19 protein-coding genes and 1 pseudogene are annotated in these 22,278 nt (G+C 64.8%); 14 read left to right on the forward strand and 6 right to left on the reverse strand.

The features are described from left to right. The 6 genes and pseudogenes from ASC78_RS27210 to ASC78_RS21030 form a co-directional block, all read left to right on the forward strand. Nucleotides 1–1,867: hemagglutinin repeat-containing protein (locus ASC78_RS27210; RefSeq protein ID WP_200934343.1), on the forward strand; the 1,867-nt coding region annotated here is incomplete at its 5' end. A 4-nt stretch (nucleotides 1,868–1,871) separates the two neighbouring features. Further along, nucleotides 1,872–2,072 carry a hypothetical protein gene (locus ASC78_RS21010; RefSeq protein ID WP_055805764.1) on the forward strand — a complete coding sequence of 67 codons (201 nt, stop codon included), beginning with the start codon at nucleotides 1,872–1,874 and terminating at the stop codon, nucleotides 2,070–2,072. A gap of 529 nt (nucleotides 2,073–2,601) precedes the next feature. Next, nucleotides 2,602–3,033, forward strand: a complete 432-nt coding sequence (locus ASC78_RS21015) for a hypothetical protein (protein ID WP_055805767.1) — start codon at nucleotides 2,602–2,604, stop codon at nucleotides 3,031–3,033. A gap of 28 nt (nucleotides 3,034–3,061) precedes the next feature. Beyond that, a pseudogene (locus ASC78_RS28115) lies at nucleotides 3,062–3,469 on the forward strand (hypothetical protein); the annotation flags it as partial. A 332-nt stretch (nucleotides 3,470–3,801) separates the two neighbouring features. After that, entirely contained in the window at nucleotides 3,802–5,529 is a 1,728-nt protein-coding gene (locus ASC78_RS21025) for a ShlB/FhaC/HecB family hemolysin secretion/activation protein (protein WP_055806706.1), read from the forward strand. A gap of 726 nt (nucleotides 5,530–6,255) precedes the next feature. Beyond that, nucleotides 6,256–6,993, forward strand: coding sequence for an AP2 domain-containing protein (locus ASC78_RS21030; RefSeq protein WP_055805772.1), 738 nt, complete (start codon nucleotides 6,256–6,258; stop codon nucleotides 6,991–6,993). Between the two features lie 5 nt (nucleotides 6,994–6,998). On the opposite strand, the gene ASC78_RS21035 is transcribed toward ASC78_RS21030, so the two are convergent. Next, nucleotides 6,999–7,565 (reverse strand): LuxR C-terminal-related transcriptional regulator, encoded by a 567-nt coding sequence (locus tag ASC78_RS21035; RefSeq protein ID WP_055805775.1) that lies wholly within the window; start codon nucleotides 7,563–7,565, stop codon nucleotides 6,999–7,001. Between the two features lie 104 nt (nucleotides 7,566–7,669). Between ASC78_RS21035 and ASC78_RS21040 the strand changes: the two genes are divergently transcribed. Together ASC78_RS21040 and ASC78_RS21045 are read left to right on the forward strand one after the other, a co-directional pair. Next, nucleotides 7,670–8,473 carry a CoA transferase subunit A gene (locus ASC78_RS21040; protein ID WP_055805777.1) on the forward strand — a complete coding sequence of 268 codons (804 nt, stop codon included), beginning with the start codon at nucleotides 7,670–7,672 and terminating at the stop codon, nucleotides 8,471–8,473. Between the two features lies 1 nt (nucleotide 8,474). Beyond that, nucleotides 8,475–9,113: a 3-oxoacid CoA-transferase subunit B gene (locus ASC78_RS21045; RefSeq protein ID WP_055805780.1), complete on the forward strand. Its 639-nt coding sequence runs from the start codon at nucleotides 8,475–8,477 to the stop codon at nucleotides 9,111–9,113. An 83-nt stretch (nucleotides 9,114–9,196) separates the two neighbouring features. Here ASC78_RS21045 and ASC78_RS21050 read toward each other — a convergent pair whose 3' ends face one another. Both ASC78_RS21050 and ASC78_RS21055 read right to left on the reverse strand, forming a co-directional pair. Beyond that, the gene (locus tag ASC78_RS21050; RefSeq protein ID WP_055805783.1) at nucleotides 9,197–10,363 is read right to left on the reverse strand and encodes a pyridoxal phosphate-dependent aminotransferase; all 1,167 of its coding nucleotides are present in this window, start codon (nucleotides 10,361–10,363) and stop codon (nucleotides 9,197–9,199) included. A 15-nt stretch (nucleotides 10,364–10,378) separates the two neighbouring features. After that, nucleotides 10,379–11,347: a LysR family transcriptional regulator gene (locus ASC78_RS21055; RefSeq protein ID WP_055806710.1), complete on the reverse strand. Its 969-nt coding sequence runs from the start codon at nucleotides 11,345–11,347 to the stop codon at nucleotides 10,379–10,381. A 139-nt stretch (nucleotides 11,348–11,486) separates the two neighbouring features. Between ASC78_RS21055 and ASC78_RS21060 the strand changes: the two genes are divergently transcribed. Genes ASC78_RS21060 through mmsB form a run of 4 tightly spaced genes read left to right on the forward strand, consistent with a single transcriptional unit; the run spans nucleotide 11,487 to nucleotide 16,247 of the window. After that, nucleotides 11,487–13,010: a CoA-acylating methylmalonate-semialdehyde dehydrogenase gene (locus tag ASC78_RS21060; RefSeq protein ID WP_055805786.1), complete on the forward strand. Its 1,524-nt coding sequence runs from the start codon at nucleotides 11,487–11,489 to the stop codon at nucleotides 13,008–13,010. A gap of 12 nt (nucleotides 13,011–13,022) precedes the next feature. Continuing rightward, nucleotides 13,023–14,177 (forward strand): acyl-CoA dehydrogenase family protein, encoded by a 1,155-nt coding sequence (locus tag ASC78_RS21065; protein WP_055805789.1) that lies wholly within the window; start codon nucleotides 13,023–13,025, stop codon nucleotides 14,175–14,177. A gap of 28 nt (nucleotides 14,178–14,205) precedes the next feature. Continuing rightward, nucleotides 14,206–15,321: an enoyl-CoA hydratase/isomerase family protein gene (locus tag ASC78_RS21070; protein ID WP_055805793.1), complete on the forward strand. Its 1,116-nt coding sequence runs from the start codon at nucleotides 14,206–14,208 to the stop codon at nucleotides 15,319–15,321. Nucleotides 15,322–15,353: 32 nt separating this feature from the next. Then, nucleotides 15,354–16,247, forward strand: a complete 894-nt coding sequence (gene mmsB / locus ASC78_RS21075; RefSeq protein WP_055805795.1) for a 3-hydroxyisobutyrate dehydrogenase — start codon at nucleotides 15,354–15,356, stop codon at nucleotides 16,245–16,247. A 16-nt stretch (nucleotides 16,248–16,263) separates the two neighbouring features. Here the strand turns inward: mmsB and ASC78_RS27750 are convergent, their stop codons facing one another. Both ASC78_RS27750 and ASC78_RS21080 read right to left on the reverse strand, forming a co-directional pair. Further along, nucleotides 16,264–16,419 carry a hypothetical protein gene (locus tag ASC78_RS27750; protein ID WP_200934344.1) on the reverse strand — a complete coding sequence of 52 codons (156 nt, stop codon included), beginning with the start codon at nucleotides 16,417–16,419 and terminating at the stop codon, nucleotides 16,264–16,266. 33 nt (nucleotides 16,420–16,452) lie between these two features. Then, nucleotides 16,453–17,379: a LysR family transcriptional regulator gene (locus ASC78_RS21080; RefSeq protein ID WP_055805798.1), complete on the reverse strand. Its 927-nt coding sequence runs from the start codon at nucleotides 17,377–17,379 to the stop codon at nucleotides 16,453–16,455. A 101-nt stretch (nucleotides 17,380–17,480) separates the two neighbouring features. Between ASC78_RS21080 and metE the strand changes: the two genes are divergently transcribed. Together metE and ASC78_RS21090 are read left to right on the forward strand one after the other, a co-directional pair. Further along, on the forward strand, nucleotides 17,481–19,835 hold the full coding sequence (gene metE / locus ASC78_RS21085; protein ID WP_055805801.1) for a 5-methyltetrahydropteroyltriglutamate--homocysteine S-methyltransferase: 2,355 nt from the start codon (nucleotides 17,481–17,483) through the stop codon (nucleotides 19,833–19,835). A 129-nt stretch (nucleotides 19,836–19,964) separates the two neighbouring features. Further along, nucleotides 19,965–20,750 carry a hypothetical protein gene (locus tag ASC78_RS21090; protein ID WP_235505162.1) on the forward strand — a complete coding sequence of 262 codons (786 nt, stop codon included), beginning with the start codon at nucleotides 19,965–19,967 and terminating at the stop codon, nucleotides 20,748–20,750. Here ASC78_RS21090 and ASC78_RS21095 read toward each other — a convergent pair. Beyond that, the gene (locus ASC78_RS21095) at nucleotides 20,692–22,203 is read right to left on the reverse strand and encodes a short-chain fatty acyl-CoA regulator family protein (protein ID WP_055805807.1); all 1,512 of its coding nucleotides are present in this window, start codon (nucleotides 22,201–22,203) and stop codon (nucleotides 20,692–20,694) included. The genes ASC78_RS21090 and ASC78_RS21095 overlap by 59 nt on opposite strands. Between the last annotated feature and the right edge of the window lie 75 nt (nucleotides 22,204–22,278).

Here is a 22,278-nt window from a genome sequence, read left to right on the forward strand (position 1 = left end):
TGCCATCACCGCCACCGGTGGTGGGCGAGACTCCAACATCCTCATACGCGGCAGCGAGATTACTGGCGGAAAGAACGTGAGTCTCGCGGCGGACAACAGCATCACGCTGGACGCCGCAGCCAATTCCAGAGAGCAGAGTTCCACCAGCCACAGCAGCAACGCCAGCATCGGCGTGGGCTTCACGTTCGGGGAAAGCAACGGCCTGACGATCGAGGTGGCGGCCGGCAGTCAGAGCGGCCGGGACAACGGGACCGATGGCACGTGGACAAACACCACCATCCATGCGGGCCAGCAAGTGAATATCACCAGCGGTGGCGACACCATTGTTCGAGGTGCCACAGTTTCGGGAAACCGCATCAATGCCGACGTGGGCGGCAACTTGCACATCGAGACCCTCCAGGACACCAGCACCTATCACAGCCAGAACAGTGGCGGTGGCTTCAACGCCACCATCTGCGCTTGGTATTGTTACGGCGACAGCAGCGTGAGCGTCTATGCCAACAACATGCGCGGGGATGGCAATTTCGCGAGTGCGACGCAACAGAGCGGATTCCTTGCGGGTGACGGCGGTTTCGGCGTCAACGTGGCGGGCAATACCAACCTCGTGGGCGGCGTGATCAGCAGCACCGATGCGGCAGTCAATGCAGGCAGGAACAGCTTCGCGACAGGCAGTTTGACGACGACCGATCTGGTCAACCACGACACCTTCCAAGGCAGTGGGTACAGCGTCAACTTCAGCACCAGCACCTCGGGGACGAGTTCGGGCAACGTCGGCATCGGGAGCAATGATGTCAATCGCTCGAGCCTCACGCAAAGCGGGATTTCGGGGTTTGCGGGCAATACGGCGGTACGCACCGGGGTGGACAGCACCAACGGACTGCGCATGACCGACCGCGAGCGAGCCATGCGGGAGATTGGGGCGCAGGTGACGATCACCTCCACGGCGTCGGGCCAGTTGATCCAGTTGGGACCAGTGGCCGTGCTTGCGGCACTCGACGCGTTGGAGGGGTTTTTTACACCCGCGCCGACCAGCCCAGGTTCGCAGCCGCTGACCCCTGCGCAGCAGGCGCGCAACGAGATCGAACAGATCCGCAGTGATCCCTCTCTTACGGAGCAGCAACGCGCAGGTTTGCAAGGACTGGAAAACTTCCTAAACGCAGCGGAGAAGGTTGTGCGCAACGCCGCGTCCGCCGGTGATCAGGTCGTGCAGGAGCAAGACCCGAACCTGCAGAACATGCAGTTCTTTTTCCCGCCGGTCAATCCGGCCACCGGTGGTGCTGTAGGAGGAGCCGCCGCTGGCTCAGGGATCGCGGCAGGGGGATTGCAGCAAGATCCCAACAACGGATTGTTGATCCCGCCGAATTTGTCGAGCCTTGGAGAACTAATCACGCCCCAGTCTGGATCGCTTTTCTTAGTGTATCAATTCGTGCAAGGGATCATGCAGTCGACTGTGAATGCTGCGACTGGAGGCGGAGGAGGAGACGGGACGGGGCCAACCGGAGGCAATGGGGCCGATACCTATGGAACGCCTCCAAATGGAGCGAGTCCGCCACCCGACGGCGATAAAAATCAGAATGAAAAGCAAATCGATGAGCGAAATGCTCGGCATATTTTTCGAGAAGCAGATGGTCACCTGCGAGACACGCCAACCAATCGTCAATTGCTTGAAGATGTTGCCAATAATCCAAGAAATGATCTTGGTACGGATAAATGGGGAAATAGTTGGCATGCATCCTTGGATTCGAATGGAAACCAAGTCTGGGTGCAGAGTCGCGGTGGCAGAATTATCAATGGCGGAATAAACAACCCTCCGCGAACAATGGATCCAAATACAGGGCTATCATCACCAATTCGTCCAGGAAAGTAACAATATGCCCAGCAATGAACTGAATCCTTCCCAAGCATATCGAGCGATGTTTAATTTTTTGCAAGCCTACTATGAGCGGACCGGTGCAGATGACATCGGAGCGCTTTTGGGGAGCATGCAATTGCTTGGAGACGGCATACCTGCGGACTCAGCCATTTGGTCCGAATGGTTGCTTGTGGTGGCCAAAGTTTCCAAGGAGTCTTGACTGGCTTACTCGCTTGGCGTAGTCCCCAATGGAAGTTTTTGCGCCGAGATTCAAAATGAACAAAGATCAAGAATTGGCCCTCGAATATCAAAGGACACTCATATACCTAGGGTTGGAAGATATTTCTGCCGTGTTCATGCTTCCGGAGATTGGTGGAGGGCAGGGAGTAAATGAAAACGGTCTATGGGTGAGCGCTGTCACGAGATTTTTACGCGTCAACCTTCGCTGCGGGTTCATCGAGATTTCGAGTGGGGGGTGAGTTGATTGAAGGCAATGACTCCCTCGGTTCATTAGAATTGATTTATGAAAATTCTTCTCCAGATGGGCGACCGGAAATATGGATGGGAATTCAATTTTCGGCCACGAAGAGACTAACTGATTTATTGGCGGCCAATAATCTAATGCGCTGGGAGGCAATGTCTGAGCAGGTGAATCAAGTATTTGTCAATACAATATTTGACGCATATAAAAATTCATGATTCGTCGATTGGCGCCTGAAAGTTCGCGATGAGTCGCGTGAAAGTGAAGAATGAAATATCAGTCAATCTGCGCCGCGGTGTTTGCCTGTGTCGCGCTCGCAGCCTGCCGAACCGCGCCCTTGTACGAGCCCACTCGGCGTGCCCTGGTTGCAGCAGAAGAGGACGAAGAGCGAACCGTCGTCGGCCAGCCTGTGCCGGGCACTGCAATTGCGCAGCTTCGCATCAGCATGAGCTACGCAGACGCCCTCAAGGTCATGGGCAAGCCGAACGCAGAAACGGTGAACAACACCGGCAAGGCCTGGATTCCCACTTTCAACGGAACGGACCGATGGCGCCATTACCTCGCCTACAAGGGACAGGGCGTTCTCGTCTTCGCCGGCGCGGCAGGCGGAGAGATCGCCGAAATCTCCCGTACCAAGTCCTACACCCCCGATGTGCTGATCCAGGTCGTGCACAACCCCAAGGACAGTGGCCGGTTCTGAGGCCACGAAGTTCGATAGAAAAATGAGAATGAAGCTGTCACACCCTTTTTTGCCGTATGCCGCCGCTGCCATCGCGGTGGTCGCTTGCGTGTTTCTGTCCGGCTGCGCCACCAAGCTCCCCCAGCCCATCACCGGCTACACCTGCTGCAACCTGCGCCCCGACTACGGCTGGGTCTCCAGCACCAACATGCTCGGCGGCCCTATCGTGCCGGCCGGTGAACCGGTGGTGCTCGACACCATGAAGCGCGACAGCTACTTCTGCGGCACCATCGGCGCCGACTACGTCTCCCTGCGCGACGATGCCGCCCGCAGCAAGGAGGACGCCTTGCGCTGGGCACGCCAGATCGTGGTGCCCACCGACCCCCGGGTGGCGCTCGGCAGCTGGAGCCCCGAGGTGCAGAAGGCCGTCTACGCCGCCAAGGTCGTGCCCGGCATGNCGCCAGATCGTGGTGCCCACCGACCCCCGGGTGGCGCTCGGCAGCTGGAGCCCCGAGGTGCAGAAGGCCGTCTACGCCGCCAAGGTCGTGCCCGGCATGACCCGCCCCCAGGTGCTGATGGCGCTGAGCTACCCCTCGCGCAACGACACCAAGGACCTGAACGCCAGCAGCTGGCGCTACTGGACGACGCAGGAAGACGAACCGGTGGACATCCTCTTTGGCGCCGATGGCGCCGTGAGCGGCTTCTCGGGCAAGCCGTCCGCCGTCCGCACCGTCGAATTCAGGCGCTGACATGAGCTGCCATTTCACCGGCGTGCCTCGGCGCACGCGCATGGCCGTGGCCGTGGGCCTGGCTTTGGCCACCTCTTCGTTGTTGGCGATTGCGCAGCAGTCCCCGACCACCCCCCAGCCCTTCGTCGAACAACAACGCCAGCAGGAACGCGAACGCGCCCTGCGCGAGCAGAACGAGCGCACGGTCGACCAGCGCCTGCAGGCGGCCCCGCCCGCGCCCACCCAGCGGATCCCGGCTTCCGAAGCCCCGTGCTTTCGGATCGACCACGTGCTGCTGGTCGGCGAGCAGGCCGAGGCCTTCCGGTGGGCTGTCGCTGACCTGTCGGGTCCCGAAGGCAACGATGCGCCGCTCGGCCGCTGCCTAGGCACCGCGGGCGTCAACGTGGTCCTGGCCCGCGCCCAGCAGGCCGTCATCGCGCGCGGCTTCGTCACCACCCGCGTGCTGGCTGCGCCGCAGGACCTGTCCAGCGGCACCCTGACCCTGTCGCTGGTGCCCGGGCGCATCGCGGCCATCCGGACCACGCCCGATGCCTCGGCCACGCTGCTGGGGCGTGGCGCCTTGCTGGGCTCCGCCATCCCCGCACGGCCGGGCGATCTCTTGAACCTGCGCGACATCGAGCAGGGGCTGGAGAACCTCAAGCGCGCTCCCACGGCCGAGGCCGACATCCAGATCGAACCCTCGACGGCCGCGAACGCCCGGCCCGGCGACAGCGACCTGGTGGTCAAGTACGTGCAGGCCAAGAAGTGGCGCCTCACCCTGAGCCTGGACGACAGCGGCACCGAGGCCACCGGCCGCTACCAGGCCGGCGCCACCGTCTCCATCGACAACCCCTTGGGCCTGAACGACCTGTTCTATGTCAGCGCCAACCACAGCATCAACAACCACTTCCTTTCGGAGCCGAGCTACGGCACCGAGGGCCAGACGGTGCACTACTCGCTGCCGTACGGCTACTGGATGCTGGGGGTCACCGCCTCCAACAGCCAGTACCACCAAAGCGTGGCGGGGCTGAGCCAGGACTACGTCTATGCCGGCAAGACCAACAACGCCGAAGTCAAGCTCTCCCGCTTGATCTACCGCGACCAGCGCCGCAAGACGACCTTGGCGCTGAAGGGCTTCCGCAGGGAGTCGCGCAACTTCGTGGACGACACCGAGGTCGAGGTGCAGCACCGCGTGGTGGGCGGCTGGGAGCTCGGGCTGAACCACAAGGAGTTCATCGGCGACGCGACGCTGGAAGGCACGCTGGCCTACAAGCACGGCACGGGCGGCTTGGGGTCCATCGCGGCGCCGGAGGAGCAGTTCGGCGAAGGCACCTCGCGCATGCGGCTGTACACGGCCGAGGTGAGTCTGAATGCGCCGTTCAAGCTGGGCGACCAGAAGCTGCGCTATTCGGGCCTGGTGCGTGCGCAGTGGAACCGCACGCCGCTGACGCCGCAGGACCGTTTCGCCATCGGCGGGCGCTACACGGTGCGCGGCTTCGATGGCGAGACCAGCCTGATGGGCGAGCGCGGCTGGCTGATCCGCAACGACATCGGCTGGGCCATGGGGCAGAGCGGGGCGGAGCTGTATGTCGGCGCCGACTACGGGCATGTCGGTGGACGTTCGACCGCGGACCTGCTGGGCCGCAATCTGGCCGGGGCGGTGATCGGTGTGCGGGGGCAGTGGAGCAAGCTCAGCTATGACTTGTTCATGGGGGCGCCGATCAGCAAGCCGGAGGGGTATCGCACGGCCAAGGTCACGCTCGGGTTCAACCTGAATGCGAGCTTCTGATGGATCTCGATCCGAGATTCACCTGCAGACCGGAGCTCCGGTTCTCCCGGCTTGTTTGGAACGCAGGTGTCAGTTTGGTCGGTTTGGGAATCCTCATGGCAACGTCTGCCTGCACTGGTCCTGCGAGGCAGGTTTCGCCCGTTGCTGCTGCAGAAAAGAAAGCTTCGCAAGTGATCATTGACCGTTGCTTGAAGTCGATCAGACAGGATGATGTCGCGAAGGCCGTATGCCAGTTTCACTGGGAGGTGTTTGGGCGTGCCGGAGTTCGTTGGTCCGCGTCTCATCTGAATCCCGATGGATCTCTACGTGAAAGTCGCGCAGTGTTCGATGTGACTTTGCGCGAGCGGACCGCGTTAGTGCAGCGGAGCTGCATGAACTCATGGCTGGCCAAAGAGGAGGAAAAAGGTCCACCCAACCTAGACCCTGCGTTGCTAGGGCCACAGCAGGCTATTTGCTTTTTCGCTGCCAAGCAATTCTTCGAAAGTGCCAACGTCCTGGCAGATGAAGCAACCAGGAAACCGTGGGCTGATAGGACGACCAAATGATGATCGCGAGCAGAAGAGAATGAAGCGCTGTTAGGTCACACGACCGTCTCTTTCGCTGCCAGCAGTGGGCGAGTCCGGCAAACAACTAGAACCACGGCCTTTGCTCTCGGCCGTGCTCGGCTTCAACTTCAACTCAAGCTTCTGATTCTCCATGCCCCTTGGCGTGCCAAATACTCCGGCCATGTACGGCATCCTGCGCGCCAAAGACCGCTGGGACGTCTGCATCGTGCGCGATGGACAACGCCATCGAAAAGCCTTCATGTTCAGCGTGCATGGCGAAGAAGCCGGACTCGCGGCTGCTCAAGCCTGGCGAGACCGGATCGTGGCAACCTATCCGGCCTTGAGCCGGCGAGAACTGGCGCAGCGCGCACGGGCGGACACCAAAGAGGAACTTTCAGGCATCTTCTGCCGTCGTGACGCCGATGGTCAGCCCTTGTTCTGGACTGCCCATACGCAGTGCGCACCCGACAAGAGGCTGCAAAAGGCGTTCAGCGTCAGCCGCTACGGCGAGCGTGCAAGGGACATGGCCATCCGAGAACGCGAGCGGCAGCTGACGCAGATGCGCGGCGTTGTCTTCGGGTTGCTGGATGCCGGGGGGCGCCAGCTGTTGGAGCAGCACGCCGGTTTGCCGGAGCCAGTCGTGATCGAGCCGATACCTTGGCCGGTGCCAAGCACCGGGCCAACCAACAAGAGCAACACCTCGGGCTTTGCCGGCGTGCATCTCCTGAACAACCGGCGCGGAAAGCCTCGCGCCTGGTCTGCTCGCACTCGCGTCGGACGCGTTACGCAGTCCAAGCTGTTTTCGATCGCAAAGTATGGCGATGCCAAAGCCAAGGAGTTGGCCATCGCCGAGCGCCAACGGCAACTGGAGAAGGTGGCCCAAGCGGCGGACATACCCGCAGCACCACATGCCAGCTGACGCTGCTAGCCCGCAATCAGCTTCTGCACCAGCTCCGCCGTGGTCGCCGCCGCGTACTTGCGCATCAGTCGCGCGCGGTGCAGTTCCACCGTGCGGTGGCTGATGCCCAGCGCTTTGCCGATCTCCTTGGACGTGAGCCCGCGCATCACCTGCGCCGCCACCTCGCGCTCGCGCGGCGTGAGCTCGGCCTTGACCGCGCGGCGCGAGCCCAGGTCTTCGAAGGTCCAGATGCCGGCTTCGTGCGGCGCGGCGCGGTTCATGGCGTGGCCGGTGACGTGGCACCAGAAGGTTTCGCCGGCAATGGCGCCGTGCAGGCCGCCCAGGCGCTTCATCATGCGGTTGTCGGCATAGCGGCCGCTGGCGTTGAGGAACGGCTCCATGCGCTTGCCGATGCGCTCGAACTCGACCACGCTCGGGTAGAGAATGCTGAACGAATGCCCGACCAATGCAGAGGGCGTTGCACCAAAAATCTCGCACACCCGCTCGTTGCAGGCCACGATGGTGCGGTTGCGCGAAACCACCATGCCCACGGGGGCATGCTCAAAGGCCAGCCGGTAATCGATCTCCTGCATCGGGGGTCACCATTACGAAATACTACGTATGCGACTACGTAGTATCGTTCAAGGCTCTCTCGCAACGCTTTCGCCAACTCTCCACCATCCATCAAGGAGCCCGAGTGAACAAGATTTATCCCTCCGCAGACGCGGCACTCAAGGGGGTCGTGGCCGACGGGCAGACGCTCGCGGTCGGCGGCTTCGGCCTGTGCGGCATTCCCGAGGCGCTGATCGATGCGCTGCACGACTCCGGCGTCAAAGATCTCACCTGCATCTCCAACAACGCGGGCGTCGACGGCTTCGGCCTCGGCAAGCTGCTCGAAACCCGGCAGATCAAGAAAATGATCGCGTCGTACGTGGGCGAGAACAAGGAGTTCGAGCGCCAGTACCTCGCGGGCGAACTGCAGCTCGAATTCACGCCGCAAGGCACGCTGGCCGAAAAGCTGCGCGCGGGCGGCGCGGGCATTCCGGCCTTCTTCACCAAGACCGGCGTCGGCACGCAAGTGGCCGAGGGCAAGGAACTGCGCGAGTTCGACGGCGAAACCTACGTCATGGAACGCTCGCTGGTGCCCGACGTGGCGCTGGTCAAGGCCCACGTGGCCGACAAGTCGGGCAACCTGCGCTTCCGCCTCACGGCGCGCAATTTCAACCCCGCCGCCGCCATGGCCGGCAAGATCTGCATCGTCGAAGTCGAGAAGATCGTCGAAGTGGGCGAGCTGGCCCCTGACGACATTCACCTGCCGGGCATCTACGTGCACCGCATCGTGCTGAACGCCAAGCCCGAGAAGCGCATCGAGAAGCGCACCGTGAGCGTGGCCGCGCCGGCTGACGCAGCGGCCGCCAAGGTCGAAGCCCAGGCCGCCATTGCGCAGGCCGCCGCCGGCAGCGAAGTGCCCGCCCCCGTCAAGAACAACAAAGGAGCCTGAGATGCCCTGGACCCAAGACCAAATGGCCGCGCGCGCGGCGCAAGAGCTCGAAGACGGCTTCTACGTGAACCTGGGCATCGGCATTCCCACGCTGGTGGCCAACTTCGTCGGCGACAAGGAAGTGTGGCTGCAAAGCGAGAACGGCATGCTGGGCATCGGCCCGTTCCCGACCGAAGACCAGGTCGACGCCGACCTGATCAACGCCGGCAAGCAGACCGTCACCACGCTGCCGGGCTCGGCCATCTTCGGCAGCCACGACAGCTTCGCGATGATCCGCGGCGGCAAGATCAACCTCTCGATCCTCGGCGCGATGCAGGTCAGCGTGCAGGGCGACCTCGCCAACTGGATGATCCCCGGCAAGATGGTGAAGGGCATGGGCGGCGCCATGGACCTGGTGGCCGGCGTGAAGCGCGTCATCGTGCTGATGGAGCACGTGGCCAAGAAGAAGGACGGCACCGAGGACCTCAAGATCCTCGAGAAGTGCACCCTGCCGCTGACGGGCGTGGGCGTGGTCGACCGCATCATCACCGACCTGGCCGTGATGGACGTGGTGCCTGAAGGCCTCAAGGTGGTCGAGCTTGCGCCCGGCGTGAGCTTCGATACGCTGCAGGCCAAGACCGGCGCCAAGCTGATCCAGTAGGCCGTTCGCACTGCGACGACATCGACAAGGGCCGCTCTCGCGGCCCTTGTCGTTGGGGGAGGCACCGTCTTTTCGCGCCGGGCTCAAGCGCCCAGCGCGGCCCGCACCGTGTCGCCGAGCCCGCGCAGGCGCTCGACCGGTTCGTTGGAGAACACGAAACGCAGGTATTGCGCGCCGTGCGTCTGGCCCCAGCCCTGCATCGCTGTCGCGCAGACGCGTGCCTTCAAGAGACGCTGCGACAGTGTCTGCCCATCGATGCCGAAGTCGCTGGTTCGCAGCAGCAGCGACCAGCCGCCGGCCGGCACACCGACGGGCAGGCCTTTGAGTTCGTCCAGCACGGTATCGCGCCGGCGTTCCAGTTCGGATACGAAAGGTGCGAGCGTGTGCGCGGACTGCTCCAGCGCCGTCGCCACCGCATCCTGCGCAATGCCCACCGGCACGACCACATTGGCGAGCGACACGGCCACCAGGTCGGGCATGTACACCTCGGGTGCGACGGTCCAGCCGACGCGCCAGCCGATCATGCGCAGCTCCTTGGCCGACGAGCCCACGGTGATCGTGCGCTCCGCCATGCCGGGAAGACCAGCAGGATGAATCACCCGGCGGCCGTCGAACAGAAGCCGCTCCATCGCGGTGTCGAGGATGAGCGTGAGGTCGTGCTGCACGCACAGCGCGGCAATGGCGCGCCAGTCGTCTTCGCCCAAGTAGCCGCCGGTCGGCATCGAGGGCGACATCAGCAGGATCACGCGCACGCGCGGGCCGATGGCGGCTTGCAGCGCTGCGCGATCGAGCTTCCATTCACCGCCGGGCGTGAAGACGAAGGGCACGTACTTCGGCGTCCCACCTGCGAGCCGGATGCGATTGAGCAGGCCCGCGTAGGTCGGGTCGGTCACCAGCACCTCGTCGCCGACCTCGACCGTCGCGAGCAGCGCGTTGAGGATGCCCGAGAGGCCGCCCGCGGAGATCACGCAGTTGCGCGCGCTGTACGTCACACCGGAAAGTGCCGACACATGCCGCGCGGCAACCTCGCGCAGGCGCGACTGGCCGACGAAGGGCAGGTAGCTGTTGTCCGCATCTTCCGAAGCGGCGCGCACGGTGCGCGCGATAGCCTCGGGGTCCGGCGGAATATCGACGTCGAGGTTTTCGAGGCGGAGAAAGGGCGGCCCGTCCGCATCGTCGGCAATGGCGCCCATGCGGTCGACGCCGATGCCTGCGATGTGTTCGAGCCTTGCGGGACGATGGCGTGGCATGCGATCTCCTGGTGGCTACAAACCCTGCTTGCGTGGGCGCGGCGACCGTGGCGGCGCGCCGTGCCTGTCTTCGGATTCTTCCGCATTCTGCGGCAACAGCAACAGCAACAGCGGCTGCTGGGCCTGCGCCGTCTCGCGCAGGAAGCTCCACACGGCCTGCATGCGCACCAGGTGCTTGGTCTCGACCGGCATTGACATCCAGAACGTGCGCGTGAAATTTGCCTGGCCTTCCAGCACCGGGCGGAGCGCCGGATCCCGCTCGGCCACGAAGGCCGGAAGCACCGCGATGCCCGCGCCTGCCGCCACCGCCTGGTGCTGTGCGAGCACGCTGGTGCTGCGCAGCGCAAAGGCGTCGGGCCGGTGCAGCTCGTCCAGGTATTGCAGTTCCTTGCTGAAGAGCAGGTCGTCCACGTAGCTGATGAAGGTATGGCCGCGCAGGTCTTCGCGCGTCTTGATGGGCTTGTGCGCTGCCAGGTACGCCGTCGACGCATAGAGCCGCAGCGTGTAATCGGTGAGCTTGGTCACGACCACGGCACCGCGTGCCGGCCGCTCCAGCGAAATCACGATGTCGGCTTCGCGGCGCGACAGATGCACCAGCCGCGGCATCGCCAGCAGGTCGATGGTGAGCTTGGGATGCTGCTGCGCAAAGCGCGCAAGCTGCGGCGCCAGCACCACGGTGCCGAAGCCTTCGGTCGCGCCGATGCGGATCAGCCCCGACAGGCCCTCCTGCGAGGCCGGCGCGGTGCTTTCCACCGCCCGGAACGCGCTCTCCATGGCCTCGACCTGCGGCTGCAGCTTGCGGCCCGCTTCGGTGAGCCGGTGGCCGCCCGCTTCGCGCGAGAAAAGCGGCGCGCCCACTTCCTTTTCGAGCGCCTGGATGCGCCGGGCCACCGTGGTGTGGTCGACCTCGAGCCGGCGCGCCGCGCTCATCAGCGTGCCCGAACGGGCCAGTTCCAGAAAATAGCGAAGGTTGTCCCAGTCCATGTGCTTCGTCTCCTTGGCGGGGCTCTGCATTTTTGCAAAGCGATGGCGCGTATTTGTCTATTGTCATGGCAAATCTGCAAAGCTAGGATGCGACTTGAACCTGCCATGCAGGCCCCGTATTCACAGGAGACAAAACCCCATGGACGCCACCACCACCCCCAAGACCCAGGTCGCCACCGTCAAGCTGTTGATCGGCGGCAAGTTCGTCGAATCGAAGACCACCGAATGGCGCGACATCGTCAATCCGGCCACGCAAGAGGTGCTGGCCCGCGTGCCCTTTGCCACGCAGGCCGAGCTCGACGCCGCCGTGGCCTCCGCCAAGGACGCCTTCAAGACCTGGCGCAAGACGCCCATCGGCGCGCGCGCCCGCATCTTCCTCAAGTACCAGCAGCTCATTCGCGAGAACATGGGCGAGCTGGCCGCCATCCTCACGGCCGAGCAGGGGAAGACGCTGCCCGACGCCGAGGGCGATGTGTTCCGCGGCCTCGAGGTGGTCGAGCACGCATCGAACATCGGCAACCTGCAGCTCGGCGAGCTGGCCAACAACGTGGCCAACGGGGTCGACACCTACACGCTGCTGCAGCCGCTGGGCGTGTGCGCCGGCATCACGCCGTTCAACTTCCCGGCCATGATTCCGCTGTGGATGTTCCCGATGGCCATCGTCACCGGCAACACCTTCGTGCTGAAGCCTTCCGAGCAAGACCCGATGGTGACCATGCGCCTTTGCGAGCTGGCGCTCGAAGCCGGTATTCCGCCCGGCGTGCTGAACGTGGTGCACGGCGGCGAGGCCATCGTCAACGGCATCTGCGACCACAAGGACATCAAGGCGATCAGCTTCGTCGGCTCGACCAAGGTCGGCACGCATGTCTACAACCGCGCCACGCTGGCCGGCAAGCGTGCGCAATGCATGATGGGTGCGAAGAACCACGCCATCGTGATGCCTGACGCCAACAAGGAGCAGACGCTCAACGCACTGGCGGGCGCGAGCTTCGGAGCGGCAGGCCAGCGCTGCATGGCAGTGTCGGTGGCGGTACTGGTGGGCGAGGCGCGCAACTGGGTGCCCGAGCTCATCGAGAAGGCCAAGACGCTGAAGATCGGTGCCGGCACCGAGAAGGGCGTGGACGTGGGCCCGCTGGTTTCGTGCGCTGCTTTTGAGCGCGTCAACGGCCTCATCGAACGCGGCGTGGCCGACGGCGCCAAGCTCGAGCTTGATGGCCGCAAGCCCACCGTGCCCGGCTACGAGAAGGGCAACTTCGTCGGCCCGACGATCTTCTCGGGCGTGAAGCCCGGCATGACGATCTATGACCAGGAAGTGTTCGGGCCCGTGCTCTGCGTGGCCGATGCCGAGAACATCGACGAGGCCATCGAGCTGATCAACAGCAACCCGAACGGTAACGGCACGGCCATCTTCACGCAGTCGGGCGCCGCGGCGCGCCGCTTCCAGGAAGACATCGACGTGGGTCAGGTCGGCATCAACGTGCCGATTCCGGTGCCGGTCCCAATGTTCTCGTTCACCGGTTCGCGTGCTTCCAAGCTCGGCGACCTGGGCCCCTACGGCAAGCAGGTCATCATGTTCTACACGCAGACCAAGACCGTGACGGCACGCTGGTTCGACGACAGCACCGTTTCGCACGGTGTGAATACAACCATCAGCCTCAAGTAAGAAACCGGGCGAATGGACTTCGAACTTTCCGAAGAGCAACGCGCCTTCGCGCAGAGTGCGCGCGACTTTGCACAGGCTGAGTTCGCGCCCCATGCGGCGCAGTGGGATGCCGAGGCCATCTTTCCGAAGGAGGCCATCGCCAAGGCCGGCGAATTGGGCTTCTGCGGGCTCTACGCACCCGAGCGCATCGGCGGCCTCGGGCTTCCGCGGCTCGATTCCGCGCTGGTGTTCGAGGAGATGGCCGCGGTCGATCCATCGACCACGGCCTTCATCACGATCCACAACATGGCGACGTGGATGCTCGGCACGTGGGCAACCGATGCGGTCGCGAAGCAATGGGGCGAAGACTTGACGAGCGGGCGCAAGCTCGCTTCCTACTGCCTTACCGAACCGGGCGCCGGATCGGATGCGGGCTCGCTCAAGACGCGCGCCGAGCTGCAAGGCCACGAATACGTCATCAACGGTGGCAAGGCCTTCATCTCGGGCGCGGGCGCGACCGACGTGCTGGTGCTCATGGCGCGCACGGGCGGCGGCGGCGCGGGCGGCATCTCGGCCTTTGCGGTGCCGGCCGACGCGCCGGGTGTGAGCTATGGCAAGAAGGAGCACAAGATGGGCTGGAACAGCCAGCCCACGCGCACCATCAACTTCGACAACGTGCGCGTGCCGGCCCAGAACCTGTTGGGCAAGGAAGGCGAGGGCTTTCGCATTGCGATGAAGGGGCTCGATGGCGGGCGCATCAACATCGCGACCTGCTCGGTGGGTGCGGCGCAAGGCGCGCTCGATGCGGCGCGCCGCTATCTTCATGAACGCCAGCAGTTCGGCAAGCCGATCGCGAGCTTTCAGGCCCTGCAGTTCAAGCTGGCCGACATGGCAACCGAACTCGTTGCGGCGCGGCAGATGGTGCGGCTCGCGGCAAGCAAGCTCGACGCGGGCCATGCCGATGCCAGCACCTATTGCGCCATGGCCAAGCGCTTTGCGACCGATGCGGGGTTCAACATCTGCAACGACGCACTGCAGCTGCACGGCGGCTATGGCTACCTGAGCGAGTTTCCGCTCGAGCGGTTGGTGCGCGATACCCGCGTGCACCAGATTCTCGAAGGCACCAACGAGATCATGCGCGTGATCGTTGCGCGAAAATTACTGGAAGGGGACAGCGACATCCGCTGAAACCCCGCATCCAGAACCTCTCAAGACAATGACCGACTCCGTAGTTCTCTTCGACGAAATCAAGACCGCCGGCGGCCAGCGCTTCGGCGTTGCCACGCTCAATGCACCGGCCTCGCTCAACGCGCTCTCGGTGGACATGGTGCGCCTGCTCACGCCCAAGCTGCGCGAATGGGCGGCCGACGATGGCATCGTCGGCGTGCTGCTGCAGGCCGCGGGCGAGAAGGCTTTCTGCGCCGGCGGCGACCTGCGCCAGCTGTATCAAACGCTGCTCGAATGCGGCCCCGCGCGCAACACCTACGCCGAAGACTTCTTCCGCGAAGAGTACGAGCTCGATTACCTGATCCACACCTTTCCCAAGCCATTCCTGTGCTGGGGCCATGGCATCGTGATGGGCGGCGGCGTCGGCCTCATGTCGGGCTGCTCGCACCGCGTGGTCACCGTGCAGAGCCGCATCGCCATGCCCGAGATCAGCATCGGGCTCTATCCCGATGTGGGCGGCAGCTGGTTCCTCCGCCGCACGCCGGGGCGCACGGGTCTGTTCTTGGCGCTCACGGCCGCCAACCTCAATGCGGCCGACGCCATCTTCTGCGGGCTGGCCGACGTGCTGGTGCCGCATGAGCACAAGGGCCAGGTACTCGAGGCAATTGCCGCAACGCGCTGGCACGGCGAGCAGAAGGCCGACCGCGCCGAACTCTCGCGCATTCTTGCGCGCGCCGGCGAGGGCGCCGCGATGCCGGCCTCGAAGGTGCGCGAGCACTACGACACCATCAATGCGCTGATGGCCGGCGACGACCTGCTCGACATCGCGAAGCGCCTGCGCAACCTGCAGAGCGACGACCCGTGGCTGCAGTCCGCGTCCAAGACATTCATGAAGGGCGCCCCGAGCTCGGCTGCGCTGAGCTTCGAGCTTTGGCAGCGCGTGCACCGCATGTCGCTGGCCGAGGTGTTCCGGCTCGAATACTGGGCCTCGCTGGGCTTCTGCGCGCACAAGGACTTTGCCGAGGGCATCCGCGCGGTGCTGATCGACAAGGACCGCAATCCACGCTGGAGCCCCGCCACCATCGAAGAGATCACGCCCGCGTTCATCGATGACCACTTGCGTCCGCGCGGAGAAATGCCGGCGGAACTGGCTGCGCTGGCCTGAGCTTCTTCTACAAATACAACGGAGACAAGCAAATGAAAATCGCATTCATCGGCCTCGGCCACATGGGCGGCCCCATGGCAATGAACCTGCGGAAGGCAGGCTACACGCTCAAGGCCTTCGACCTTTCCGAGGAAGCCTGCAGGAAATACGCGGCCGAAGGCCTGCCCATTGCCGCGACCGCTGCCGAATCGGTGACCGATGCGGACGTGGTCATCAGCATGCTCCCGGCCAGCGTGCACGTGGAAGGCCTGTTTCTCGGCAGCGCGGGCAAGCCGGCGCTGCTCGACAGCATTCGCGCCGGCGCCCTCGTGGTCGACAGCAGCACCATCGCGGCCGCTACCTCGCGCAAGGTGGCCGAAGCGGCCGCTGCCAAGGGCATTGCAATGATCGATGCGCCGGTTTCCGGCGGCACGGGCGGCGCGATTGCCGGCACGCTGACCTTCATGGTCGGCGGCGAAACCGACGACCTCGACCGCGCACGTCCGGTGCTCGAGAAGATGGGCGCCAACATCTTCCATGCGGGCGGCATCGGTGCGGGCCAGACCGCGAAGATCTGCAACAACATGCTGCTCGGCATTCTGATGATCGGCACCTCCGAAGCGCTGGCGCTGGGCGTTGCCAACGGGCTCGACCCCAAGGTGCTGTCCGAAATCATGCGGCGCAGCTCCGGCGGCAACTGGGTGCTCGAAAAGTACAACCCGATGCCCGGCGTCATGGAGGCAGCACCGGCATCGAAGAACTACGCGGGCGGCTTCGGAACCGACCTGATGCTCAAGGACCTGGGCCTCGCGCAAGAAAACGCCACTGCGGTTCGTGCCGCCACGCCCCTGGGCGGGCTGGCACGTAGCCTCTATGCGGCGCACAGTCTCGCGGGCCATGGCGCGCTCGATTTCTCGAGCGTGCTGAAGCTGGTGCAGAAAGCTTAGTCCTGGCTTCCAGCTTCTAGCCGAACAGCGCGTCGCTGGCCCACAGAAGGGCCAGCACGCCCAAGAACAGCAGCAGGAACACGACCCACGCGCGTGTGAACGCCTGAGTCTCCGTGATCTCGGCGGGAGCCGTTTCGAGCGGACTGGGGGCGCTGGGCGTGTGTGGGTTCATTCCCGACTGTACCCTGCGGCCGCGGCCTCCGCGTCACAGAAGCTCGATGCCGGGCAAACTCTTGAAGCAGCTCTCGCGCGTGATGCGCACGAAGTCCGCCAGCCACGGCTGGCCGGAAGTGCCCTGCGTGCAGGCCATGTAGAGACGCCCCGTCAAGCCCTTGCTGCCCACGCGCCGTGCGGTCACGTAGCCGCGGTCCAGGTAGTTCTGCACCGCCCACAGCGGCAGGGTTGCCACGCCGCGGCCGCTCGCCACCAATTGCAGCATCGCCACCGTGAGCTCGGTCGTGCGCCGGTGCGCGGGCTCCACGCCGGCCGGTGCCAGCACCTGGCGCACGATGTCGAGCATCTCGTCCGGCACGGGGTAGGTGATGAGCGTCTGGTCGGCAAAATGGCGCGCCGTGAGATGCGTCTTGGCCGCGAGCGCATGGTCGTTGGCCAGCAGCGCGACGATTTCGAAGCGGAACAGCGCGTGGTAGTCCACCGTCTCGTCCGGGTCTTCTTCGGAGACGATCGCCACCTCGGCGCGGTTCTGCATCACCAGCGCGATCGGGTCGGGGTGAAAGCCCGAGACGATGTCCAATTCGATCTCCGGCCAGCGCTGGCGGAAGGCGTCCATGGCCGGCATCAGCCAGTCGAAGCAGGTGTGGCACTCGACCACGATGCGCAGCTGCCCGCTGCGTCCCAAGGCAAGCCGCGCCACGTCGCGCTCGGCTTCTTCCACCAGCGGCAGCGCGGTGTCGGCCAGCTGCAAGAGCCGCAGCCCGGTGGTGCTGAACTGCGGCGGCACCGATTTGCGCTCGTAGAGCTGCGCGCCGTAGCGGTCTTCGAGCAGCTTGATCTGGTGCGACAGCGCCGATTGCGTGAGGTTGAGCAACTGCGCCGCGCGCACCAGGCTGCCGGTGTCGCGCAGCGCAACGAGCGTGCGCAAATGGCGTATCTCGAGGATTGACTGCAACATGAATGAATTTCAAGTGAAAGGGCAAAACGTTTCGTTTGAATCATATTCCTCAAAGCCCGACCATTGCGGATTCTCAAGATACAGCGACCGGAATACCTGCAATGACCACCCGCATCCACACCCTCGGCTTTCCGCGCATGGGCGCCAACCGGGAACTCAAGTTCGCACTCGAAAAGCACTGGCGCGGCGAGATCGACCGCGCCGCGCTCGAAGCTGTCGGCGAACAGCTGCGCGAGCGCCACTGGCAGGCCCAGCGCGACGCGGGCCTCGACTACGTGACCGTGGGCGACTTTGCTTACTACGACCACGTGGCCAACCACATTCAACTGCTGGGCTGCGAACCGGAGCGCTTCGGCTTCAAGGGCGACGAGCCCGAGCTGTCGCGCTACTTCAAGATGGCGCGTGGCGTGGAAGATGAAGCTGGCCACGTGCACGATGTCAGCTGCAACCACGGCAGCGAAGGCACCTTCGCACTCGAGATGACCAAGTGGTTCGACACCAACTATCACTACCTCGTGCCGGAGTTCACCGCGGCCACGCAGTTCAAGCTCGCATCGACGCGGCTGTTCGACGAAGTGGCACACGCGCAGCAGGCCGGGCATCCGGTCAAGGCCGTGCTGCTCGGGCCGCTGAGTTTTCTGTACCTCGGCAAGGAAAAAGAAGCCGGCTTCGACCGCTTCTCGCTGCTCGACGCATTGCTGCCCGTGTATGAAGAGGTGCTGAACCGCCTCAAGCAGCAGGGCGTGGAATGGGTGCAGATCGACGAGCCCATCCTCGGCCTGGACCTGCCCGATGGCTGGCGTAACGCCTTCGAGCGCGCCTACTGGCAGCTGGCTCGCAGCGCGCCCAAGCTGCTGCTGGCCACGTACTTCTCGCCACTCTCGGACAACCTGCGCCTGGCCTGCCAGCTGCCGGTGGCCGGCGTGCACGTGGACGCAGTGCGCGCGCCGCAGGATCTGACCGGCGTGGCCGACTGGCTCTCGGCCCACAAGGTGCTGTCCGTCGGCATCGTCGACGGCCGCAACATCTGGCGCACCGACCCCGACGCGGCGCTGGCCACCTTGCGCCCCGTGGTCGACAAGAACCGAGGCGAGCTGTGGATCGCGCCTTCATGCTCGCTGCTGCATGTGCCGTTCAGCCTCGAGGCCGAAAGCAAGCTCGATGCGGAACTCAAGTCATGGCTCGCCTTTGCGGTCGAGAAGCTCGACGAGCTGCGCGTGCTGCGTGCCGTGCTCGACGGCCGCGAAGGCTCGGTGGCCGAAGAACTCAAGGCCGCGCGCGCCGCCGTGGCCGCACGGCGCAGCAGCCCGCGCGTGCACCGCGCCGACGTGGCGCTGCGGCTGGCACGCAGCGTGGCCGGGGATGATCAGCGCAGGTCCGCATTCGGTCAGCGGCAGCTGGTGCAGCGCGCGCGCTTCGCATTCCCCGCGCTGCCCACCACCACCATCGGCTCGTTCCCGCAGACCAAGGAGATCCGCGCGGCGCGTGCCGCTTTCAAGCGCGGCGAGCTTGATGCGGCGGGCTACAGCGACAAGATGCGCGCTGAAATCGCGCTGGCCGTGCGCAAGCAGGAAGAACTGGGCATCGACGTGCTGGTCCACGGCGAGGCCGAGCGCAACGACATGGTCGAATACTTCGGCGAACAGCTCGACGGCTTTGCCTTCACCGCCAACGGCTGGGTGCAGTCGTATGGCTCGCGCTGCGTCAAGCCGCCGGTCATCTTCGGCGACGTGGCACGCCCCGCGCCCATGACCGTCGAGTGGACCGCCTATGCGCAAAGCCTCACCAAGCTGCCGATGAAGGGCATGCTGACCGGGCCGGTCACCATCCTGCAATGGTCGTTCGTTCGCAACGACCAGCCGCGCAGCACCACCTGCGAGCAGATTGCCTGGGCGATCCGCGACGAGGTGGTGGACCTGGAGGCCGCCGGTATCGGCATCATCCAGATCGACGAGCCCGCAATCCGCGAAGGTCTGCCGCTGCGCCGCGCCGGCTGGCCGGCCTACCTGAAGTCGGCCACGCGCGCCTTCCGCATCAGCGCCTCGGGCGTCCACGACCAGACGCAGATCCACACCCACATGTGCTATTCGGAGTTCAATGACATCCTGCCGGAGATCGCGGCCATGGACGCTGACGTGATCACCATCGAGACCAGCCGCTCCGACATGGAGCTGTTGCGCGCGTTCGGCGGATTGGGTGGCGAGAACGATGCGGGCGGATTCCGCTACCCGAACGAGATCGGACCCGGCGTGTACGACATTCATTCGCCGCGCGTGCCCTCGGTGGACGAGATCGTGCGCCTGATGCGCAAGGCTGCCGGCGTGGTGCCGCTCGAGAACCTCTGGATCAACCCTGATTGCGGGCTGAAAACCCGTGGGTGGCCGGAGACGGAGGCGGCGCTGTCCAACATGGTGACAGCTGCGAAGCTGCTGCGCAAGGAACTGGCAGCCGCCTGAAGCCAGGGGCGGGAGAGGGCGGCCATGGCAAGCGCCAATCAATAATGGCGCATGCTTGCCCTTTCAGTTTCACCGAGACGCTTCTTTCTCGCGCCCGCTCTTCTCCTGTCGTTATTGCTCGCACCCGTCATGGGTTGGGCGCAAGATCGTGCCCAGACCCTGATGCAGTTCGAAGGCGTGCAGGCGCGCTATCAGGCGGCCTATGCGCCGGGCGCCGTGTCGCGCGATGCGCGCCAGCTGCTGGAGCCTCCTGACCAAGCCATTGCAGACAAGGCGCTGCAGGCATTGGACGCAGCAGCTGCTCGGTCCTTCGACGTGGCGGCTTCGGTGGCTGCAATCCAGCAGGAAGTGGCTGCTGCCGGCAAGGGCGGTGCGGCGCCGGGACCGCAGGTGCAGGCCGCGGTGGCCCGCTTCTCGAAACTGCGCGCCGACTACGCCGCGATGGACGACGCGAGCAAGCTGGAGTTCTTCAATCGCGAGCGCGCGAAGCCGGCCGATCCCGCACGCACGGAGTTGCTCGAGCGCATGGCCGTCGCCGACGTGCGTGAAGTCGACTTTTCGAGTCAGCTGCTGTTGAGCTCCGTGGTCAAGCAACTGGCGCGCGGCAATGCGAGCCAGTTCACTTCCTTGCCGGATCGCACGCTCGACATGGCCGTCGACACGCTGTGGTCGCGCGGCGTCACGTCGCCGCGTCCGCGCAACCTGCTGATCGTGGCGCGCGAGTTCGAAAAGCAGGTCACGCAAGCGCTGCTCGCTGCCCTGCCGGATGCGGACGTGGCCGCCTTGCTGGCCTGGCGCAACGATCCGCGCGCCGCGGCTGAGCGGGAAGCGCTGGTGGGCACCTACCGCGCCGAGGTCAAGGCGAGCGGCGCCGTGGCGATCCGGACGCTGGTGCGCGGCTGGCCGCGTTCTTGACCGCCGCGCGCGCAGTGGCGTACCTGTCAGGCGCCACCGCATAGGGCATGAAGCGGCTCTGGTTCTCGTCCACGTCGAGCGGACGGCCTACGAACGGGAACGCGCGCTGCGGGCAGGCCTCTCGCTCGCACACCTTGCAGCCGGCGCCGATGGGGGTGGGCACATCAGGGTCGCGCAGGTCCATGCCCTTGGAGTAGACGAGCCGCGTCGCGTGGCTGATGTCGCAGCCGAGGCCGATGGAGAAAGTCTTGTTGGGCGAGCCGTAGCCACGGTAGCCGTGCGACACGGTGCGCGCGATCCAGAGGTAGGCGCGGCCGTCGGGCATGCGCGCTAGTTGAGTGAGCACGCGGCCGGGCTGCGCAAAGGCTTCGTACACGTTCCACAGCGGACAGGTGCCGCCGGTCTTTGAAAAGTGAAAGTGCGTGGCCGACTGTCGCTTGGAGATGTTGCCCGCCCGGTCGACGCGAATCAGAAAGAAGGGCACGCCACGCGCCTCGGGCCGCTGCAGCGAACTCAGCCGGTGGCAGATGGTCTCGAAGCCCACGCCGAAGCGCCGCGCGAGCTGGTCGATGTCGTAGCGCAGCTGCTCGGCCGCTTCGAGAAAAACGCCGTAGGGCAACAGCAGGGCGGCAGCAAAGTAGTTGGCCAGGCCGATGCGCGCGAGCGAACGCGCGGTGTCGCTCGACAGCGGAGCTTCGGCGACGAGCTTGTCGATCATGTTGCCAAGTTCAAAGTACGCGAGCTGCGTTGCGAGCTGGAAGGCATGCTGACCCGGCTCTAGGTAGCGCGAGAGCCGCAGCACCCGCGTGACTGGGTCGTAGCGGCGTTGCGCACCGCCTTCGTCGTCTTCGGCCGGTATCACCTGCACGCCATGTGCTTCGAGAAGCCGGTGCGCGAGCCGGTCACCGGGGTTGCCCTCGCGCAGCCGCCATTGCGCGGAGAGGGCCTCGGCGGCATCGTCGAGCGGTGCGATGTGGTTCTGGTGCGCAAAGAAGAAGTCGCGCACCTCTTCAAAAGGCATCGGCCGCGTCTGCGGCAGGCGCGCGAGATCGCCGCGGCCGTCGCCGAGCTCGGCTGCCAGTGCTTCGAGCCGTTCCATCGCATCGCGGTGCCGCTGGTGCAGCGCCACCAGGGCGCGGCCGACGGCCGGCATCTGCGTGGCCACTTCGCGCAGCTCGGCGAGCGCGACGGCATCGCCGCCGGGGTTGTCGGCCAGCGCCTCGCGCAGGCTGGCCACGAGGCGCGCCTCTTCATCCTCCGAGAAGGCCTGGATGTCGACACCCAGCGTGGCGTGCAGGCGCAGCAGCACCGGCACGGTGAGCGGACGCTGGTTCTGCTCGATCTGGTTCAGGTAGCTGGGCGACAGGCCGAGCTGCTGCGCGAGCGCAAGCTGGCTCAGGCCGCGCTCTTCGCGCAGGCTGCGCAGGCGCACACCCATGAAGGTCTTCTTCATCGTTGATCCGTTCTTCGCAAGATTCGCAAATCGCGAGCGATCCATTTGCAATCATTCGCCAATTCAGGCCTTCAT

The sequence above is a fragment of the Variovorax sp. Root318D1 genome (assembly GCF_001424835.1).
Taxonomy (GTDB): domain Bacteria; phylum Pseudomonadota; class Gammaproteobacteria; order Burkholderiales; family Burkholderiaceae_C; genus Variovorax.

Coding starts and splice junctions, on each gene's coding strand:
- ASC78_RS21010 (WP_055805764.1), top strand. CDS start 1,872: ATGCCCAGCAATGAACTGAATCCTTCCCAAGCATATCGAGCGATGTTT.
- ASC78_RS21015 (WP_055805767.1), top strand. CDS start 2,602: ATGAAATATCAGTCAATCTGCGCCGCGGTGTTTGCCTGTGTCGCGCTC.
- ASC78_RS21025 (WP_055806706.1), top strand. CDS start 3,802: ATGGCCGTGGCCGTGGGCCTGGCTTTGGCCACCTCTTCGTTGTTGGCG.
- ASC78_RS21030 (WP_055805772.1), top strand. CDS start 6,256: ATGTACGGCATCCTGCGCGCCAAAGACCGCTGGGACGTCTGCATCGTG.
- ASC78_RS21035 (WP_055805775.1), bottom strand. CDS start 7,565: ATGCAGGAGATCGATTACCGGCTGGCCTTTGAGCATGCCCCCGTGGGC.
- ASC78_RS21045 (WP_055805780.1), top strand. CDS start 8,475: ATGCCCTGGACCCAAGACCAAATGGCCGCGCGCGCGGCGCAAGAGCTC.
- ASC78_RS21050 (WP_055805783.1), bottom strand. CDS start 10,363: ATGCCACGCCATCGTCCCGCAAGGCTCGAACACATCGCAGGCATCGGC.
- ASC78_RS21055 (WP_055806710.1), bottom strand. CDS start 11,347: ATGGACTGGGACAACCTTCGCTATTTTCTGGAACTGGCCCGTTCGGGC.
- ASC78_RS21060 (WP_055805786.1), top strand. CDS start 11,487: ATGGACGCCACCACCACCCCCAAGACCCAGGTCGCCACCGTCAAGCTG.
- ASC78_RS21065 (WP_055805789.1), top strand. CDS start 13,023: ATGGACTTCGAACTTTCCGAAGAGCAACGCGCCTTCGCGCAGAGTGCG.
- ASC78_RS21070 (WP_055805793.1), top strand. CDS start 14,206: ATGACCGACTCCGTAGTTCTCTTCGACGAAATCAAGACCGCCGGCGGC.
- mmsB (WP_055805795.1), top strand. CDS start 15,354: ATGAAAATCGCATTCATCGGCCTCGGCCACATGGGCGGCCCCATGGCA.
- ASC78_RS27750 (WP_200934344.1), bottom strand. CDS start 16,419: ATGAACCCACACACGCCCAGCGCCCCCAGTCCGCTCGAAACGGCTCCC.
- ASC78_RS21080 (WP_055805798.1), bottom strand. CDS start 17,379: ATGTTGCAGTCAATCCTCGAGATACGCCATTTGCGCACGCTCGTTGCG.
- metE (WP_055805801.1), top strand. CDS start 17,481: ATGACCACCCGCATCCACACCCTCGGCTTTCCGCGCATGGGCGCCAAC.
- ASC78_RS21090 (WP_235505162.1), top strand. CDS start 19,965: ATGGGTTGGGCGCAAGATCGTGCCCAGACCCTGATGCAGTTCGAAGGC.
- ASC78_RS21095 (WP_055805807.1), bottom strand. CDS start 22,203: ATGAAGAAGACCTTCATGGGTGTGCGCCTGCGCAGCCTGCGCGAAGAG.